This is a genomic window from Nonomuraea sp. NPDC001684, assembly GCF_053596515.1.
Genome location: NZ_JBSFGJ010000071.1, coordinates 1 through 17,177 on the forward strand (window position 1 = coordinate 1; position 17,177 = coordinate 17,177).

A 17,177-nucleotide genomic window follows, 5' to 3' on the forward strand; every position below is an offset into this window, starting at 1 on the left:
GCTGCCGAAGTCGCTCTGGGCCACCGACATCGGCACGCCGATCTGCTTGCCCATGCCGAACTTCTCGGTCTGCTCGTTGAGCTTGTCGAAGCCCAGCTGCATGCCGATCTTGGCGAACGGCGTGTTGCAGGACTTCTCCAGCGCGTACACGAGCGGCACCTGGCCGGCGCCGCAGGCCGCGCCGCCGTAGTTGGGCAGGCTGATGTTGGTGTTGGGCAGCGGCAGCCGCTGCGGCGCGTCGACCGTGGTGTCGCCGCCGCGCGAGGAGTCGTCCTCCAGGTACGCCGCCGCCGTCACCACCTTGAACGTCGACCCCGGCGGGTACGTCTGGGCGATGGCCCGGTTGAGCAGCGGCTGGCTCTTGTCCTTGTCCAGCTCGTTGTAGCGGGTGAACACCGTGCCCTTGTCGGTGCCCGACAGCTCGGCCGGGTCGAAGGTGGGCAGCGACACCATCGCCAGGATCCCGCCGGTCCGCGGGTCGAGCGCCACCAGCGCGCCGCGCTTGCCGCTGGCGCGCAGGGCGTCGTAGGCCGCCTTCTGCGCCTTGGGGTTGATCGTGAGGTCGACGTTCGCGCCCCTGGTCGGCTCGCCCGTGAACAGGTCGATGCTCCGCCGCAGCAGCAGGTCGGCGCTGGAGCCGTCGAGCAGCTTGTTCTCGGCCCCCTCGATCGCGCTCGCGCTCTCGGGCGAGAAGTAGCCCGTGACGTGCGCGTAGAGCTTCCCGTCGGTGTACTTCCTGACGAACCTGAAGTTCTTGCTGTCGGTCTCCACCGACTGGGCGATCACCTTGCCGCCGGCGGTGATGCGGCCGCGTTCGACGGCGTAGCGCTCGTAGTAGTTGCGGCGGTTGCTCGGGTTGGAGCGGTAGTCGTCGGCCCGGACCGCCTGGAGGATGTTCACGTTGATCATCAGGAGCGCGAACATGACCAGGCAGGCCACGGCCGCGCGCTTCAGAGTGCTGTTCATCGCTGGAACACCTGCGTGAGTCCTTCGTTCTGGATCGCCTGGGGCGGGGGCCGCCGCGCCGCGTCTGACATGCGTACCAGCAGCGCGATAAGGATCCAGTTAGCCAGCAGCGCCGAGCCGCCCTGCGACATGAACGGCGTGACCAGGCCGGTCAGCGGGATGAGGTTCGTCACGCCGCCGACGATGATGAACACCTGCCAGGCCAGGATGAACGACAGGCCGCCCGCCAGCAGCTTCGAGAAGGGGTCGCGGGCCACGAGCGAGGTGCGCAGGCCGCGCTCGACCAGCAGCGCGTAGAGCATGAGCAGCGCCATCAGGCCGGTCAGCCCGAGCTCCTCGCCGGTCGCGGCGAAGATGAAGTCGGAGAAGCTCAGCGGGATCAGGTCGGGGTGGCCCTGGCCGAGCCCGGTGCCGAGGATGCCGCCCGCGCCGAACCCGAACAGCCCCTGCATGATCTGGTAGCTCTTGCTGCACATCGGGTCGCCCGGCGGGTCCTCCAGGCAGACGGGAGCCGTGCCGTAGTAGACCGGGTTGCTCGGGTCGAGCCAGGCGTCGAAACGCGCGCCCACGTGGTCGAAGACCTGCCCGGCGAGGAAGGCGCCGCCGACGAACAGCAGGATGCCGATGAGCACCCACGAGGTGCGCTGGGTGGCGATGTAGAGCATCGCGATGAACGTCCCGAACAGCAGCAGCGAGGTGCCCAGGTCCTTCTCGAAGACCAGCACCAGCAGGCTGAGGCCCCAGGTGACCAGGACCGGGCCGAGGTCCCGGGCACGCGGCAGGTCGATGAAGAGCAGCCGCCGCCCGGCCAGCGCCAGCACGTCGCGCTTGGCCACCAGGTAACCGGCGAAGAAGACCACCAGCGCCAGCTTGGCGAACTCGCCCGGCTGGATGGAGAAGCCGCCGATGCGGATCCAGATCTTGGCGCCCTGGACCTCGCTGAGCGAGCCGGGCAGCAGTGCCGGGATCGCCAGCAGCACCAGGCCCACCGCGCCCGCCGTGTACGTCAGGCGTTGCAGCATGCGGTGGTCGCGCAGCACGATCAACGTGATCGAGAACATCACGACGCCGACGCCGGTCCACATGATCTGGTTGGCCGCTGAGGCGCCGCCCATGTCGGCCGACTCAAGCCGGTAGATCATCACCAGCCCGAGGCCGTTGATCAGGGTCACCAGCGGCAGGATCAGCGGGTCGGCCCATGGCGCGAACTTGGCCAGCACCAGGTAGGCCGCCAGCATCAGGCCGCCCAGGCCCAGCCCGTAGGCCAGCATGCCGGCCGGCACCTTGCCGTCGACGGCCAGGCCGACGTTGGCGTAGGCGCCCATGATGATCAGCACCGCCAGGGCGAGCAGGACCAGCTGGGCCACCCGCCGTTTGGCCGGCATCGGGACGGGGGTCGCGAGCATTTCTGCCATTTATTGCGATTTCGTCTTGGTGGCGGAGGGAGTCGGGGACGTGGCCGTGGTGGAGCTCGTGTCGCCCGTGTCGCCCTTGTCGTCCTGGGAGAACTTCAATCCGTTTATCTTCGTCACGCCTTCGTTGACGTCGGTGACGGGGATGCCGCTCTTGATCAGGGCCTGGTCCGCCGGGGACAGCTTGGAGACCGGACGGCCGGTGCGCTTCTCCACGTGGAAGAACTCGATCGGCCCCACCTCCTGCTTGATCCCCTGGAAGATGACCACTTCGTCGCCCCTGGCACCGACGAAGAACTGGTCCTGGGTCCACTGCCATCCGAGGTAACCGCCGGCGCCCAAGGCGACGGCGCCCACCCCGAGCACGGTGACCAGCACGGGCCACACACGACGGCGCCGCCCCGACCGCCGGGTCGCCTGCGCGACCGGCTCGTCGAAGTCGTCACCGTCGGCGATCGCCGGCTGGGGTGCGGTCACCGCGCTCACTCGCCCCGGCTGGGTCTCCGGGGCGCCTCCTCGCAGCCTGGTCATCCCCGCGGCGCCGACGACCGCCGCCTCCACGGGAACTTCCTGGCCGTCGCTGATCTCCAGCACGTCGGCGAGCACGCACGTGATGTTGTCGGGCCCGCCGCCCCGGTTCGCCAGATCGATGAGCTGGCGGACCACCTCTTCGGGGTCGTCGATGTTGGTCAGCGTGGCGTGCAGCGTCTCGGCGCTCACCACGCCCGACAGGCCGTCGGAACAGAGCAGGTAGCGGTCGCCCACCTGCGCCTCGCGCAGAGTGAGGTCGGGATCGACCTCGCCGCTGCCGTCGAGCGCGCGCAGCAGGATCGATCGTTGGGGGTGCGTGGCTGCCTCTTCGGGCGTGATGCGCCCGTCGTCGACGAGCTGCTGCACCAGGGTGTGGTCATGGGTGATCTGGTAGAGCTCGCCGCGTCTCAGGAGGTAGGCGCGCGAGTCGCCCACGTGCACCAGGGCGACCTGGGTGCCGTTCCAGAGCATGGCGGTGAGCGTCGTGCCCATGCCTTTGAGGCTGGGATCCCGCCCGACCATCTCGTGCAGCCGGCGATTGGCGTCGCGCACCGCTGCCTCGATGGCGTTGAGCAGGTCACCCCCCTGTTGGGCCTCTTCCAGAGAGGCCATGGCGGCGATGGCGACAGAGCTCGCCACCTCGCCGTGTGCGTGCCCGCCCATGCCGTCGGCGACGGCCAGCAGGCGGCCGCTAGCGTACGCCGAGTCCTCGTTCCCTTCGCGGAGGAGGCCGACGTCCGAGCGGGCGGCGTAGCGGAGTGCGATGGTCATTTGCGCAATTCAATGACTGTCTTGCCGACGCGGATCGGAACACCGAGCGGCACCGGGGTCGGACGGGTGACTTTCGAGCGGTCGAGATACGTGCCGTTGGTCGAACCGAGATCTTCCACGATCCACTGACCGTCCTGAGGGAAGAGCCGGGCATGCCGGCTGGATGCGTAGTCGTCGCTGACTACCAGCGTGGCGTCGTTCGCCCGGCCAATGGTGATGGGCGTCTCCGTGAGGTTAATGGTGGTGCCCTGCAATGGGCCACCGGTAACGATGAGCTGGCGTGGCTCGCCCTTTTTGCTCTTGGGCTTGGCCACCGGTTTGGCGGGCTTCACGGCTTTGCGCGGGCCCGCGGGAGCCGTGCGTGAACCGAACAAGTCAGTCCGGATCACGCCGACTGCGGCAATGACGAAAAACCACAGCACCGCCAGGAAGGCGAGCCGGATCAGCAGCAGCGTGAGCTCGGACATGGACCGTCTGTCTACCCCTAATCGCGCCGGAACACCAGAGTCGTGCGTCCCAGCGTCACTCGCGTGCCGTTCTGGAGCTCGATTCTGCGTACCGGCTGGCCGTTGACGAAGGTGCCGTTCGTCGAACCGAGATCGACGAGGGCCACGAGCTGCCCCTCGACGCGCAGCTCCGCATGGTGCCGCGAGACTCCCGGATCGACAAGACGAAGATCGCAGTCGGTGCCCCTGCCTAGCAAGGTCACCGGCGTGGTGAGCTCGTAGGAGCGGTCGCCCTGCGGGTCGTCCTGGGTGGAGACGAGCAGCCTGGGCCGCCCGTTGAAGGCCCCGGGCCTGGACGGGGGCAGGTCGCTCGCCGGCTGGCGGATCTCGTCCTGCTCGACCGTCGCGCCGCGGATGACGCCGGACCGGATGCGGAACAGGCCCACAGCCAGGTCTCCGGCGGTCTCGAAGCGCACCCGGACCGGTCCCACGAAGGAGTAGCCCTGTTCCTTGGCGTACTCCCTGGCGAGGTTGGCCAGCTCGTGGCTGATGCTGTCGGCGTAGACCTCAAGCCGTTCGCTGTCGGTCGTGGACAGCTCCACCACGAAGTCGTTGGGCACGAGCGTCCGGCCCTGTGCGACGATCGCCGCCCGCTCGTCCATCTCCCGTTGAACCGCGCTGGCGACCTCGACCGGCTGAAGGTCAGATTTGAACGCCCGCGCAAAGGCCCCCTCAACCAAGCCTTCGAGCCTTCGCTCGAAGCGCTGAAGGACTCCCACCGGGTACCTCCCTTCTTCCCTGCATATGATCGCGGCCCCAGACGCTTCCGGCGCCCGGTTTCCGCTCGTCCCACGAGGCGGCGTCGTGACGCTCGTTGCCAGTCGCGCCCAGCTCCTCCGCTTCCGTGTCTTCTGCGATCGTATCCGGGTTCAGTACCAGTGGCTGTTCCGTGCTACTGTTTCTCCGCACCCACAAACGGGCGGGTGGCGGAACGGCAGACGCGCACGGTTCAGGTCCGTGTGTCCGAAAGGACGTGAGGGTTCAAATCCCTCCTCGCCCACTCGGTGACTAGGGGATCCTTGGTCGCCGGCCTTACAGGTCGGCTTCCTCGGGTCCCCTCGTCATATCTGCCCGGGGGATAACCCCCGGACCCCCAGGGGGACAAGCGTTCGGGGGATTCTCCCCCGGACCCCCGTCCATGAGGGTTGCTGTTCGTGGGTCTGGCCCACCGTTTCGTACTGGGTCTTGCTGCGCAAGGGTCCTGGGATTTCTTTCTTGTGACGTGGTTCTTGGACCTTAGGTCAGCCGGCTTGCAGCGAACTTTCTGGTGGCTTGCGTGATTTAGGTCACATTGGTTTGGTGGGCGGGTTCGGGTGATCCTGAGGGCTACGGCAAACTGTGGCCGCTGGGTTTCTGTTCAGGGGGTTGCCGCACATGGATGACTCGATGGTTCAGCTGCTCACGCCCTCCGGTGAGCGCGTGGAGCATCCGGAATATCCGCTGGTCGTCTCGGATGATGAGATCCGGGATCTTTATCGGGATCTCGTGGTCGTCCGGCGGATCGACTCCGAGGCCGTCGCGCTCGCCCGTCAGGGGGAGCTGGGGCTGTGGACGTCCCTGCTCGGGCAGGAGGCCGCCCAGGTCGGCTCCGGGCGCGCCGTCGGGGATCTGGACGCCGTCTTCCCCTCCTACCGGGAGCACGGGGTCGCCTACTGCCGGGGGATGGACCCCCTCGACGTGGTCGCCATGTGGCGCGGCGTCAACCACGGCGGCTGGGACCCGTCCCGGCACAACTTCTTCCTGTACACGATCGTCATCGGGACGCAGGCGCTGCACGCCACCGGTTACGCGATGGGCATGCAGCGCGACGGCGTCATCGGCACCGACAAGGCCGGGGCGACCATCGTCTACTTCGGCGACGGCGCCACCTCACAGGGCGACGTGAACGAGGCGTTCGTCTTCGCGGGCGCCTGCCACGCGCCGATCGTGTTCTTCTGCCAGAACAACCAGTGGGCCATCTCCGAGCCCCAGGAACGCCAGTCGCGGATCCCGCTGTACCGCCGGGCCGAGGGCTTCGGGTTCCCCGGCGTCCGGGTCGACGGGAACGACGTGCTGGCCTGCCTCGCGGTCACGCGCAAGGCGCTGGCCGACGCCCGGTCGGGGCAGGGGCCCACGCTCATCGAGGCGTTCACGTACCGGATGGGGGCGCACACCACCTCCGACGACCCCACCCGCTACCGGGCCAAGGACGACGTCGAGGCGTGGCGGCGGCGCGACCCCATCGAGCGGGTCAGGGCGTACCTGACCGCGGCCGGCACCGGCGACGACTTCTTCCGCGAGGTCGAGGCCGACGCCGCCAAGATCGGGGCCGAGCTGCGCAGGCGGCTGCTCGAACTGCCCGACCCGGCCCCTTCGGCGATCTTCGAACACGTCTACGCCGAGCCGCACCCGCTCATCGAGGCCGAGCGGGCGCAGCACGCCGCCTACCTCGACGGGTTCGCCGCCGGGGAGTAGGCGCGCGAGGCGGCCTTGGTGTCCAGGAGCTCGCCCAGCAGGTCCGTGAGGCTCACCATGCCGATGACCGCGCCGCCCTGGCCGGTGACCAGCGCCAGGTGCGCGCGGGCCTCCTGAAGGGCCGTCACGGCCTCGGGGACCTGCGTGACGCACGCGAGCCTCGGCAGCGGCCTGGCGAGCTCACCGGCCGTACGCGTGGGCTGCAGGAGGGCGTCACGGGCGTGCAGGACGCCCTCGATTCCGGCCGGACCGCCCACGAGCAGCCGCAGGTGGCCGCTGCCCGCCGCCCTGGCCCTGATCTGGGCCGACCCGGCGGCCGGCGGCACCTTCACGGCCCGGTCGATCGGCACCATCAGACGCTCGATGCCCTCGGCCTGCAGCCGCAGCGCGCGGGTGAGCAGGTCGTGCTCCTCACGGTCGAGCAGGCCCATCCGGCCCGACTCGCCCACCAGCATGGCGAGCTGCCGGGGCGTCCTGGTGGTGGCCAGCTCGTCGCGCGGCTGCACGCCGAACAGGCGCAGGATCAGGTTGGTCAGCCCGTTGAGCGACGACAGCAGCGGGCGCATGAGCTGCGTGAACCCGCGGAACGGCAGCGTCAGCACCAGCGCCGCCCGCTCGGGGTGCGTCAGCGCCCACGACTTGGGGGCCATCTCGCCCACCACCATGTGCAGGAACGTCACCAACGCAAGGGCGATCGTCAGCGCGATCGGCATGCGCAGCGACTCCGGCACGCCGACGGCGGCGAAGACCGGCTCCAGGAAGTGCTCGATGGCCGGCTCGGTGACCTGGCCGAGGCCCAGCGTGCACAGCGTGATGCCGAGCTGCGCGCCGGCCAGCATGAGCGAGAGCTGACGCCCGCCGCCCACGGCCGACTTGGCCGCGACCCGGACCAGGCGGTTGCCGCCCGAGGCCATCTCCTCCAGGCGGTGCCGCCTGGCGGAGACGAACGCGAACTCGGCGGCCACGAACAGCGCGTTGAAGAACAGCAGCGCGAGGCTGACCAGGATCATCGTCATCGGGACGCCTCCGCGTGCTGCACGGGCGCGAGCCGCACCCATTCGGGCACCCGGCGGTTGAGCGACATGACGGTCAGCTCGGCCAGGTGCTCGGCCGCGTCGTCGGCGAACGGGTCGGCGACCCCCTCGATGGGGACGATCACCATGTCGCCGGGGTCGGGCATCCGGCCCAGCCGGGCCAGCACCAGACCGGCGAGGGTGTCGTAGTCGTCGCTCTCCGGCAGCGCGACGCCGGTCGCGCGCTCGACCTCGTCCAGCCTGAGCCAGCCGGGCACCTCCCAGACGCCGCCGGGCCGCTCGACGGCGCCCGCCGGCTCGGGGTCGTTCTCGTCGACGAGCTCGCCGACCAGCTCCTCGGCCAGGTCCTCGACGGTGAGCACGCCGGCCAGGCCGCCGTACTCGTCGATGACGCAGACGATGTCGTCGTTGGCCGCCCGCATCCGGTCGAGGACGGCCGGCAGCGGCAGCGAGTCGGGCACCAGCAGCGCGGGGCGGGTGATGCTGCCGACCAGGCCCTCGTCCAGGCCGGACTCCAGCAGCTCGCGCACGCCCGTCACGCCCACCACGTCGCCGTCGTCACCGACGACGGGGTAGCGGGAGTGGCCGCGTTCGCGCATGACCTCCACCAGGTCGGAGATGGGCTGGGAGTCGCGCAGCGCCACCACGCGGGGGCGCGGCACCATGATCTCCTCGGCGCTGTGGTCGCCGAACTCCAGGGCGCGCTCCAGCAGCTCCGACAACCTCGGGGGCAGCTCGCCCGCCTGGGTCGACTCCTCGATGATCCGGGAGAGCTCCTCGGGGGTGGCCCCGTGCTCGACCTCCTCGACCGGCTCGATGCCGACGCGGCGGAGCAGCCCGGTGGCGGCCGAGTCGAACAGCTTGACCACCGGCCCGACGACCGCCAGGTAGACCAGCGTGGACCCGGCCAGGAACTTGGCCACCGGCTCGGGCCTGGCGATGCCGAGGTTCTTCGGCGCCAGCTCGCCGAGCACCATCTGCACCACGGTCGCCACGAACACGCCGGCGGCCACGGACAGCCCCGTGATCGCCGCGTCGGGCAGGCCCGTGCCGTCGAGCCAGGGCCGTACCAGGACGGAGATGGCCGGCTCGGCCAGGAAACCGACGAGCAGGGCCGTGACGGTGATGCCGAGCTGGGCGCCCGAGAGCATGAACGAGAGCCGGGAGGTCACCTGGAGCGCCTTTTCGGCCTGGGTGTCACCGGCGGCGGCCTGCTCGCGCAGGAGGCCCCGGTCGGCGGCGACGAAGGCGAACTCCTGGGCGACGAAGTACCCGGTGGCGGCGGTGAGGAGGAAAAGGGCCAGTAGGCCGAGATAGGCGCTCACCGGGGTGAGCCCTCAGAGGAACCCGTGCCGAGGCACGGGCCAAGACTCCACGAGTCCGGAGCGGACACGATCATCCCTTCGATAGAGGTCGTCCATAACGCTAACGACGCAGTCCGCGTCTATGTTTCCGCAGTGACTCTCCGCTAGTTGTGTGTACTTGTCCGTGGGAGAAACTTGGTGAGATGTCTTCACTGCCAGGGGGTTGGACGTAGCGTCTATGGCATACCGAAGGGAAGAAGGCGAAGTGTCTGAGGACGACCGTACGCGGGCCATGCGCTCGCCGGGCGACGGCCGCCCGCTGCCACCGAGGCCCGGCGACGGGCAGCGTTCCGGTGGCGCACCCGCCCACCGGGTCCCGCCGGGCGTGCCGAACGCGGCCACGTCCAAGCTGCCCGCCTACTCCGACGAGCAGCCGCCTCCGCCGCCTCCGCCGCCTCCCCGATCGGGCAAGGTCTACGGACGCGAGCGTGCCGGGAACAGCCCGGTCAAACCGCTCAGGGCGGCGGGCGAGACCGCGCCGAAGGAGCCGCGCGGGCCCAGGGGGCCGCGGGTGCGCGGCCGGACCGTCCTGAAGATCGTCGCGGGCCTGGTCGCGCTGCTCCTGGTGGCGTCCGTCGGCCTGTTCTTCTGGATCAACTCCCGGTTGGCGGGCATCGACGGGGTGCTCGACGAGTACCCGGGCCGGCCCGCCGACACGCCTGGCACCAACTGGCTGCTGGTGGGCTCCGACAGCCGCAAGGGCCTGACCGCGGCCGAGCGCAAGAAGCTGGCCACCGGGCGCGCGGTCGGGCAGCGCACCGACTCGATGATGCTGCTGCACATCTCCGACAACGGCGACAAGCCCACCCTGGTCAGCCTGCCGCGCGACTCGGCGGTGACCATTCCGGGGCGCGGGCGCGACAAGCTCAACGCGGCGTACGCGTCCGGCGGGCCGAAGCTGCTGGTCCGCACGATCGAGACGGTCACCGGCGTGCACGTCGACAACTACATGGAGATCGGCTTCGCCGGCTTCGTGGACATCGTGGACGCGATCGGCGGCGTCGAGATCAACGTCCGGGCCGACGTCGACGACCCCAAGGCCGGGCTCAAGCTCAAGAAGGGCAAGCAGGTGCTCAACGGCGCCCAGGCCCTCGGCTACGTGCGCACCCGCAAGGGCGGCGCGCTGCCGGACTTCGAGCGCACCAAGCGGCAGCGGCAGTTCCTCGGCGCGGTGGTGAAGAAGGCCGCCAGTCCGGGCGTGCTGATCAACCCGTTCACCTCGATCCCGCTGGCCATGAGCGCCACGGACGCGGTCGAGGTCGACTCCGGCACCGGCGCGTTCGACATGCTCTCGCTGGGGCTGGCGATGGGCGACAGCCCGGTCACGACGGTGGTGCCGTTCGGCGGGAACGAGATCGTCGCCGGCGGCGGCGCGGCGGTCAAGTGGGACCGGCTCAAGGCGCTGGCCCTCTTCGACGCGCTGAAGGCCGACAAGCCGGTGCCGAAGGAGATCGTGGACGCCGGTTGACCCGTTCCCGCATAGGCGCGAGCCTCGCGGGAACGGCCGGGCCCGGTCAGGGCCGGCTCAGGTCGTGGTGGCGGCGACGACCGCGGCGGTGGAGGCGGTGGCGGCGATGGCCGCGGTGATGGCGGTGATCGTCTTGGCGACCGCCTGGCCGGCCCACTCGCCCTCGGCGATCTCCTTGACGCGCTCGCGGTCGGCGCCCGGGAAGGCTTTGCGGTCGAGCTTCGCCGCGTGCATGATCGCGATCAGCGTGGCGGTGCGCTCGTCGGGGTCGGCGCCCGCGAGGACGGCCGTGACGCGTTCGCGCACGTCGGCCTCCACCTGAGGGTCCGCCTCCGGCCAGCGCGTGGTCGGGAAGATGCCCAGGACCCGGCCGCGCTCCTCGGCCAGCACGCCCGCCTCGGCGAGCCTGGCGAGCAGGCGCCTGCGCAGCTTGTCCGACTGCAGCCGCTGCACCCACCACGCGGGCTTCCTGGCCTTGCCGTCCTCGGCCATGCGGGCGAGGGCGGCGTCGAGCTCGGCGTCGCCCAGCGGGGTGGGGTCCGTCACCGTCACCTTGTCGTCGGCCAGCTCGACGCGGCCCGCGGCGGCCAGCTCGGCGAGGATCGCGCCGCCGAGCGCGGGGTCGAGCTGGACGCCTCCGATGAGCTGCTTGCCGGTTTCCTCGTCGTGGGCGAGGAGGAGAAGTTCTTCGGCGATCGTCACGGTCATGTCCCGACACTAACCTCCCAGGCATGAGCATTTCGGAAAGACTTCACGCGATCGGCCGGCCCTTGCTCCAGGCGCAGCTGGACCATCCCACGGTGGCCGGCATCGGGCGCGGCGACCTGCCGGAGCCGGTCTTCCGGTCCTGGCTGGAGCAGGACTACCTGTACCTGCTCGACTATGTGCGGGTGTTCTCCAGGCTGGCCTGGCAGGCGCCGGACGGGCATCTGGGAGACCTGGTGGATCTGGCGTACGCGACGTACCACGACGAACTGCGGCTGCATCGGTCGTTGTCGGCGGAGTTCGGGGCCGATCTGGACAATGCGGTGAAGGGGCCGGCGTGTGTGGCGTACACGGCGTTCCTGCTGGAGGCGGCGGGGTCGTACGGGGAGGGGTTGGCCGCGCTTTATCCGTGTATGTGGGGATATTCGAGTCTTGGGAAGATTCTCGCCGAGAACCCGCCCGCCGAGCCGCGGTACCGGGCCTGGGTGGACACCTACGCCGACCCCGCGTTCGCGGCGCTGACCGTACGGATCGGGCAGATGATCGACGAGGCCGACCCCGACCCCGTGCGGGCGGAGGCGCTGTTCGCCGAGGGCATGGCACACGAGCTCGCCTTCTGGGACGTGCCGTAGTCGCGTGCCGGCCCGGCGCGCGCCATACCCTGGGGGCATGCCGGAACTTCCCGAGGTGGAGTCGCTCACCAACTTCCTGCGCGAGCGGGCGGTCGGCCGTTCGATCGCCGGCGTCGACGTCGTCGGCTTCCAGGCGCTCAAGACGTTCGACCCGCCGGTCACCGCGCTCGGCGGGCTCACCGTCACGAACGTGTCGAGGCACGGCAAGTTCCTCGACCTCGACTGCGACGGCCTGCACCTGATCATCCATCTGGCCCGCGCCGGCTGGCTGCGCTGGCGCGACGACCTGACCGGCGCGCGGCCGGTGCGGCCGGGCAAGGGGCCGCTGGCCGTACGCGTACGGCTGGCGCCCGACGACGACGGCCTGGCCCCCGGCTTCGAGCTGACCGAGGCCGGCACGCAGAAACGGCTGGCCGTCTACGTCACCGACAAGCCGGAGGACGTGCCCGGCGTCGCCGCGCTGGGCCCCGACCCGCTCGACGACGCCTTCACCGTCGAGGCGCTCAAGCGCATCGTGGGCGGCAACCGCACCCAGATCAAGGGGCTGCTGCGCGACCAGAAGGTGATCGCGGGCATCGGCAACGCCTACTCCGACGAGGTGCTGCACGCGGCGAGGATGTCGCCGTTCAAGATCGCCGCGACGCTGACCGACGCGCAGATCGCCGACCTGCACGAGGCCATCGTGACGACGTTGCGCGACGCCGTCGAACGGGCGCACGGGCTGGCCGCCAAAGACCTCAAGGCGGAGAAGAAGTCCGGGCTGCGCGTGCACAACCGGGCCGGCCAGCCGTGCGACGTGTGCGGCGACACGATCCGCGAGGTGTCCTTCGCCGACTCCGCGCTCCAGTACTGCCCGACCTGCCAGACGGGCGGGAAGCCGCTGGCCGACCGGCGGATGTCGCGCCTGCTCAAGTAGGGTCCCGGGCGCGGGATGATGGAGGCATGACCGTTCCAGAGATCGACGTCACCGCCGTTCCCGACGACGCCTACCTGCTCGACGTCCGCGAGCAGGACGAGTGGCTGGCCGGCCACGCCCCCGAGGCCGTGCACATCCCCATGTCGCAGATCCAGGGCCGGGTCGAGGAGGTGCCCGCCGACCGCACCGTCTACGTGGTGTGCCGGGTCGGCGGCCGGTCGATGCAGGTCACGGCGTGGCTCAACCAGCTCGGGCGCGACGCCGTCAACGTGGGCGGCGGCATGCAGTCGTGGGAGTTCGCGCGCCGTCCGATGGTCAGCGAGACCGGGCAGGATCCTTTCGTGGCCTGAATGCCCCACTGTGGCGGTTCCGCCGCCATTGAGGCATGATGAGGGCGCCAACTGCATAGTCGCGGGAGCTCGGGGTGCCGGGCTGAGAGGGCAGCAACACAGCCGCTGCCGACCGCCTGAACCTGTCCGGGTAATGCCGGCGTAGGGAGTGTGCGATGACGCATGTCGTCGACGAAGTTCCGCTGACCCTTGACGGCGCGCCCCCCAAGACCCTCGGCGTCCTCGACCAGGGCGCGCTCTGGGCCAACCTCGGTGTCAGCCTCCTCGGCTTCTCCGGCGCGCTCGTCCTGATCGATCCTCTGGGCAACGCGCCGCTCAGCCTCGTGGCCGCGCTCACGGCCGCCGTGGTCGGCAGCCTCATCGGCACGGCCATGGTCGGCCTGTCGGCCATCCCCGGCACGCAGACCGGGCGGCCGGCGATGGTGCTGCTGCGCGGGCTGTTCGGGGCGAAGATGTCGTACGTCCCGTCCGTGCTGAACATCGTGCAGATGCTCGGCTGGGGGGCCTTCGAGCTCTGGGTGATCGCCAAGGCCGCGAACGCGATCTTCGGAAGCGTCCCGTACCAGGTGTGGGTGGTGGTGGCGGGGGTGCTGACCACCGCGCTCGCCGTCTGGCCGCTCGGGTCGATCCGGCTGCTGCGCCGGTACGTGACCGCCGGCGTGATCGTGTCGCTGATCTGGTTCACCGTGTCGTTCCTGGGCGAGGCGCCGACGTACACGGGCGGGTCGTGGACGGCCTTCGCCCCGGCCGTCGACTACGTCATCGCCCTGTCGGTGTCGTGGGTGCCGATGGCCGCCGACTTCGCCAGGCACTCGCGTTCCAGCCGGGCCGCCTTCACCGGCGTCGTCGGCGGCTACACCGTCGCCCAGGTGGCCTGCCTGGCACTCGGCGTGTACGCGGTGGCCATCGCGGGCGCCCAGGCGGTCCAGGCCGACGGCATGGTCGTGTTCCAGCCGTTCGTCGCGGCGCCGCTGGGCGCGCTGTTCTTCGGCATCCTGGTGCTGCGCGAGACCGACCAGTCCTTCGCCAACGTCTACTCCACCACCGTCTCGCTGCAGAACCTGATGCCGAAGGTGGACCGGCGGATCGTCTCGACCGCGATCGGCGTGCTCACCACCGCGATCGCCCTGGTCGTGGACGTCACCTCCTACGGCGCGTTCCTCGGGGTGATCGGCGCGGTGTTCGTGCCGATGTTCGCGGTGCTGGCCGTCGACTACTTCGTGCTCGGCGGCGCGGCCCGCTGGAACACCGCCGAGGACGCGCCCTCGCGCTGGCTGATGCTGCTGCCGTGGGCGCTGGGCTTCGCCGCCTACTGGTTCACCACCTCGACGCCCACGGTCGCCGGCTGGGACGACTTCTGGGCGTCCGCCCGCGAGGCCGTCGGCTTCACGCGGGAGCCGTGGATGAACGGCGCGCTCGGCGGCGCGCTGGTCGCGGCCCTGGTGACGCTGCTCATCGGCGTGCTCGGCCGGCGTCGCTCAGTGGCCCGCTGAGACCCGGCGTTCGACGTTGAGCAGGTGCTGCTTGGCGGCCACGCCTCCGGCGTAGTCGCCGAGCTCGCCGTCCTCACGGACCACCCGATGACAGGGCACGATCACGCACACCGGGTTGGCGCCGATCGCGTTGCCGACCGCGCGAAGGGCGCGCGGCCGTCCGATGCTCGCGCCGATCTCCTCGTACGTCGTGGTCGTGCCGTAGGGCACCGCCATGGTCTTCTGCAGCACGGTACGGGCGAACGGCGTGGCCAGCGCGAGGTCCACCGGCGTGGCGAAGGTGCGCAGCCGGCCGGAGAAGTACGCGTCGAGCTCCCGGCGCACCGGGTCGAGGCGGCGGGCGTCGGGCCCGATGAACGTGCCGACCTCCTTGGCCACCCGCTCGAACACGGTGTTCTCGGCCTCGAAACTGCAGGCCGCGATGCCCTTGCCGGTCACCGCGAGCACCAGCCTGCCCACGGCGCCGTCGTAGGTGCCGAACGCGATGTGTGGCGGCCCCTCGCCCTTGTAGGTGCTGGAGGTCACTCTCAGCAGGGCATCGAGGTCGCTGCTCGACATGCCGCTCACCCGTTTCAGCCACCGGAATCTTCGTGAGCGCAGCGTATCGGACGGATCGCCCGTCAGACCCACCACGCCACGTGCACTATGGAGGTGTGGGATACGCATGGGTCGGGAGTGACGAGGAGATCGCTCGCGCCGTGCTCGCCGGGTCCCCCAACGCCGTGGTGGCGCTCGACCGCGACCAGAGCGTGCTGGTCTGGAACGCGGCGGCCGAGCACCTGTTCGGCTGGACGGCGGCCGAGATGCTGGGTCGCCGGGCGCCGATCGTCCCCGACGAGCTGGCCGCCGAGCACAACGCGGTGCTGGAGCGCGTCCGCACCGGGGGCCAGGTGTCGCTGCGCACCAAGCGCGTCCACAAGGACGGCAGGCCGCTCGACCTGCGGGTGGACATCAACGCCCTGCGCATGGGCAACTCCGTGGTCGGCTACGTCCTGGCCCACCATCCCGCGCGGGCCGACGAGGTCGCCGGGCTGCGCATGGAACGCCGGGCCAGGCTGGTGCGCCGGCTCACCGACGTGGTCGGCGACATCAACTCCGAGCTGGAGCTGCCGGCCGTGCTCGACCGCATCTCGGCCAGCCTCACCGAGCTGACGGGCGCGGACGCGGGCGGGTTCGTGCTGATCGAGGGCGAGCGGCTGCGGCTGGTCAGCACGTACCGGCTGCCGGAGACGCTCAGGGGCACCACCACCGGCCTGCGGACGAGCCTGGTGGACAAGCTCTTACGGACGGGCAAGACCGTCATGCTGGAGTCCCAGGGGCTCGGCGACCTGGTGTGGGCCAGGCTCAACGGGCTGCACACGATCGCGCTCGGCCTGGCCGCGGTCGGCGGCCGCCCCTACGGGGCCCTTTACGCGTTGTTCGCCGGGCCCGCCCCCGGCCACCTGGAGCTGGAGCTGCTCGAACTGCTGGCCGGGCACGCCGGCATCGCGGTCGGCAACGCGGTGGCCTACCAGGAGGCGGTGCGGCAGCGGGCGCACGAGCGGGCCGTGTTCGACGCCAGCGCCGACGGCATCGCCGTGCTGGACGACGCCGGCCGGGTCGTGCGCTGGAACCCCGCCGCGGCCGAGCTGACCGCCTTCCCCGCCGACGCGGTGCTCGGCGGCCCGCCGCCGTTCCCGCTGCCCAGCCCCGGCGAGAAGCTCACGTTCCAGATGGAGAACGGGCGCTGGCTGGACGTGGTGAGCGCGCGCATCGAGGAGACCGGCGAGATCGTCATCGACTTCCGCGACGTCACCCAGGCCAAGGAGCTGGAGGAGGCCAAGGACCTCTTCCTGGCCACCACCAGCCACGAGCTGCGCACGCCGATCACGATCGTGCGCGGGTTCGCCGGCACGCTCGACGCGCGCTGGGACAAGATGAGCGACGCGGAACGCCGCTCGGCCGTGCACACGATCGCCGAGCGGGCCGGATCGCTGGGCCAGCTCATGGACCACCTGCTGCTGGGAGCCAGGGCGGGCGCGGACGAGCTGGCCGTGCGGATCGAGGCGTTCGACCTAGCGGCCCGGATCCACGCGGCCACGCTCGGCCTCCCCGCGTTGTCCGACCGCCACCGCGTCGAAGTACGCATCCCGGACGAATTGCCGCCGGTGCTGGGTGACGCCCTGGCAACCGACATCGTTTTGGGGCAATTGCTGGAGAACGCGTTTAAATATTCCCCAATGGGTGGATTGATCTGTGTTGAAGCTTGGCCCGAAGACGACGGCGTGGTCGTAGTGGTGGATGACGAGGGGGTCGGAATCCCACCGCCTGACCGCGAACGGATCTTTGAGCGCTTCGTCCAGGTGGACAGTGGGGACCGGAGACGCTTTGGTGGAGTGGGGCTCGGGCTCTACATCGTGCGCAGTCTGGCCAGGGCACAGGGGGGAGAAGTGAGTGCTCAACCGAGGCCCGGAGGGGGTACGAGGATGCGGTTGATCCTGAGGCGCGCTTCCCCTATCCGATCCGACACACCGATGCGGTAACGAGGTGGTCACAGTTGAGCTGATCTATCGTCCAATGTGTACAAGCTGTGATC

Annotated in this window: 16 protein-coding genes, 1 tRNA gene and 1 riboswitch; of the genes, 8 read left to right on the forward strand and 9 right to left on the reverse strand. The window is 70.3% G+C overall.

Annotation, left to right across the window (positions count from 1 at the left end; genetic code table 11):
- The 5 genes from ACWCSD_RS16145 to ACWCSD_RS16165 all read right to left on the reverse strand — a co-directional run.
- Positions 1-966 (reverse strand): penicillin-binding transpeptidase domain-containing protein (locus ACWCSD_RS16145; RefSeq protein ID WP_449915678.1); only part of this gene is annotated, 966 nt, incomplete at its 3' end.
- The gene (locus tag ACWCSD_RS16150) at positions 963-2,381 is read right to left on the reverse strand and encodes an FtsW/RodA/SpoVE family cell cycle protein (protein WP_358291006.1); all 1,419 of its coding nucleotides are present in this window, start codon (positions 2,379-2,381) and stop codon (positions 963-965) included. The genes ACWCSD_RS16150 and ACWCSD_RS16145, both read right to left, overlap by 4 nt.
- Positions 2,382-3,680 carry a Stp1/IreP family PP2C-type Ser/Thr phosphatase gene (locus ACWCSD_RS16155; protein WP_358291004.1) on the reverse strand — a complete coding sequence of 433 codons (1,299 nt, stop codon included), beginning with the start codon at positions 3,678-3,680 and terminating at the stop codon, positions 2,382-2,384.
- Entirely contained in the window at positions 3,677-4,147 is a 471-nt protein-coding gene (locus tag ACWCSD_RS16160) for an FHA domain-containing protein FhaB/FipA (RefSeq protein WP_357693136.1), read from the reverse strand. Before ACWCSD_RS16160 ends, ACWCSD_RS16155 begins: the two co-directional genes overlap by 4 nt.
- 17 nt (positions 4,148-4,164) lie before the next feature.
- A complete protein-coding gene (locus ACWCSD_RS16165; RefSeq protein WP_125640997.1) occupies positions 4,165-4,905 on the reverse strand; it encodes an FhaA domain-containing protein in 741 nt (246 codons plus the stop codon).
- Positions 4,906-5,103: 198 nt separating this feature from the next.
- Here ACWCSD_RS16165 and ACWCSD_RS16170 point away from each other — a divergent pair.
- Together ACWCSD_RS16170 and pdhA are read left to right on the forward strand one after the other, a co-directional pair.
- Positions 5,104-5,186 (forward strand) — tRNA-Leu (locus tag ACWCSD_RS16170).
- A 386-nt stretch (positions 5,187-5,572) separates the two neighbouring features.
- Positions 5,573-6,640 (forward strand): pyruvate dehydrogenase (acetyl-transferring) E1 component subunit alpha, encoded by a 1,068-nt coding sequence (gene pdhA, locus ACWCSD_RS16175; protein ID WP_449915684.1) that lies wholly within the window; start codon positions 5,573-5,575, stop codon positions 6,638-6,640.
- Here pdhA and ACWCSD_RS16180 read toward each other — a convergent pair.
- Complete coding sequence (locus tag ACWCSD_RS16180) at positions 6,610-7,656, reverse strand: hemolysin family protein (protein WP_357982951.1); 1,047 nt, start codon at positions 7,654-7,656, stop codon at positions 6,610-6,612. The genes pdhA and ACWCSD_RS16180 overlap by 31 nt on opposite strands.
- Positions 7,653-8,999 (reverse strand): hemolysin family protein, encoded by a 1,347-nt coding sequence (locus ACWCSD_RS16185; RefSeq protein WP_449915687.1) that lies wholly within the window; start codon positions 8,997-8,999, stop codon positions 7,653-7,655. The genes ACWCSD_RS16180 and ACWCSD_RS16185 overlap by 4 nt, the downstream gene beginning before the upstream one ends.
- Positions 9,000-9,243: 244 nt before the next feature.
- Between ACWCSD_RS16185 and ACWCSD_RS16190 the strand changes: the two genes are divergently transcribed.
- Positions 9,244-10,506, forward strand: coding sequence for an LCP family protein (locus tag ACWCSD_RS16190; protein ID WP_397154975.1), 1,263 nt, complete (start codon positions 9,244-9,246; stop codon positions 10,504-10,506).
- A gap of 57 nt (positions 10,507-10,563) precedes the next feature.
- Here the strand turns inward: ACWCSD_RS16190 and ACWCSD_RS16195 are convergent, their stop codons facing one another.
- Positions 10,564-11,214, reverse strand: a complete 651-nt coding sequence (locus ACWCSD_RS16195) for a GOLPH3/VPS74 family protein (RefSeq protein WP_397154973.1) — start codon at positions 11,212-11,214, stop codon at positions 10,564-10,566.
- A 23-nt stretch (positions 11,215-11,237) separates the two neighbouring features.
- Between ACWCSD_RS16195 and ACWCSD_RS16200 the strand changes: the two genes are divergently transcribed.
- The 4 genes from ACWCSD_RS16200 (at position 11,238) to ACWCSD_RS16215 (ending at position 14,602) form a co-directional block, all read left to right on the forward strand.
- Entirely contained in the window at positions 11,238-11,843 is a 606-nt protein-coding gene (locus ACWCSD_RS16200) for a TenA family protein (protein ID WP_397154971.1), read from the forward strand.
- Between the two features lie 37 nt (positions 11,844-11,880).
- Positions 11,881-12,759 (forward strand): Fpg/Nei family DNA glycosylase, encoded by an 879-nt coding sequence (locus ACWCSD_RS16205; protein WP_387672027.1) that lies wholly within the window; start codon positions 11,881-11,883, stop codon positions 12,757-12,759.
- Positions 12,760-12,785: 26 nt separating this feature from the next.
- On the forward strand, positions 12,786-13,109 hold the full coding sequence (locus ACWCSD_RS16210; protein WP_352318274.1) for a rhodanese-like domain-containing protein: 324 nt from the start codon (positions 12,786-12,788) through the stop codon (positions 13,107-13,109).
- A gap of 51 nt (positions 13,110-13,160) precedes the next feature.
- Positions 13,161-13,274, forward strand: a riboswitch (TPP riboswitch).
- Positions 13,265-14,602 (forward strand): purine-cytosine permease family protein, encoded by a 1,338-nt coding sequence (locus ACWCSD_RS16215; protein ID WP_449915691.1) that lies wholly within the window; start codon positions 13,265-13,267, stop codon positions 14,600-14,602. (Overlaps the previous riboswitch by 10 nt.)
- On the opposite strand, the gene ACWCSD_RS16220 is transcribed toward ACWCSD_RS16215, so the two are convergent.
- A complete protein-coding gene (locus ACWCSD_RS16220) occupies positions 14,588-15,160 on the reverse strand; it encodes a methylated-DNA--[protein]-cysteine S-methyltransferase (RefSeq protein WP_449915692.1) in 573 nt (190 codons plus the stop codon). The genes ACWCSD_RS16215 and ACWCSD_RS16220 overlap by 15 nt on opposite strands.
- 95 nt (positions 15,161-15,255) lie before the next feature.
- Here ACWCSD_RS16220 and ACWCSD_RS16225 point away from each other — a divergent pair, with 95 nt between their 5' ends.
- Positions 15,256-17,124, forward strand: coding sequence for an ATP-binding protein (locus tag ACWCSD_RS16225; RefSeq protein ID WP_449915694.1), 1,869 nt, complete (start codon positions 15,256-15,258; stop codon positions 17,122-17,124).
- Positions 17,125-17,177: the final 53 nt, after the last annotated feature.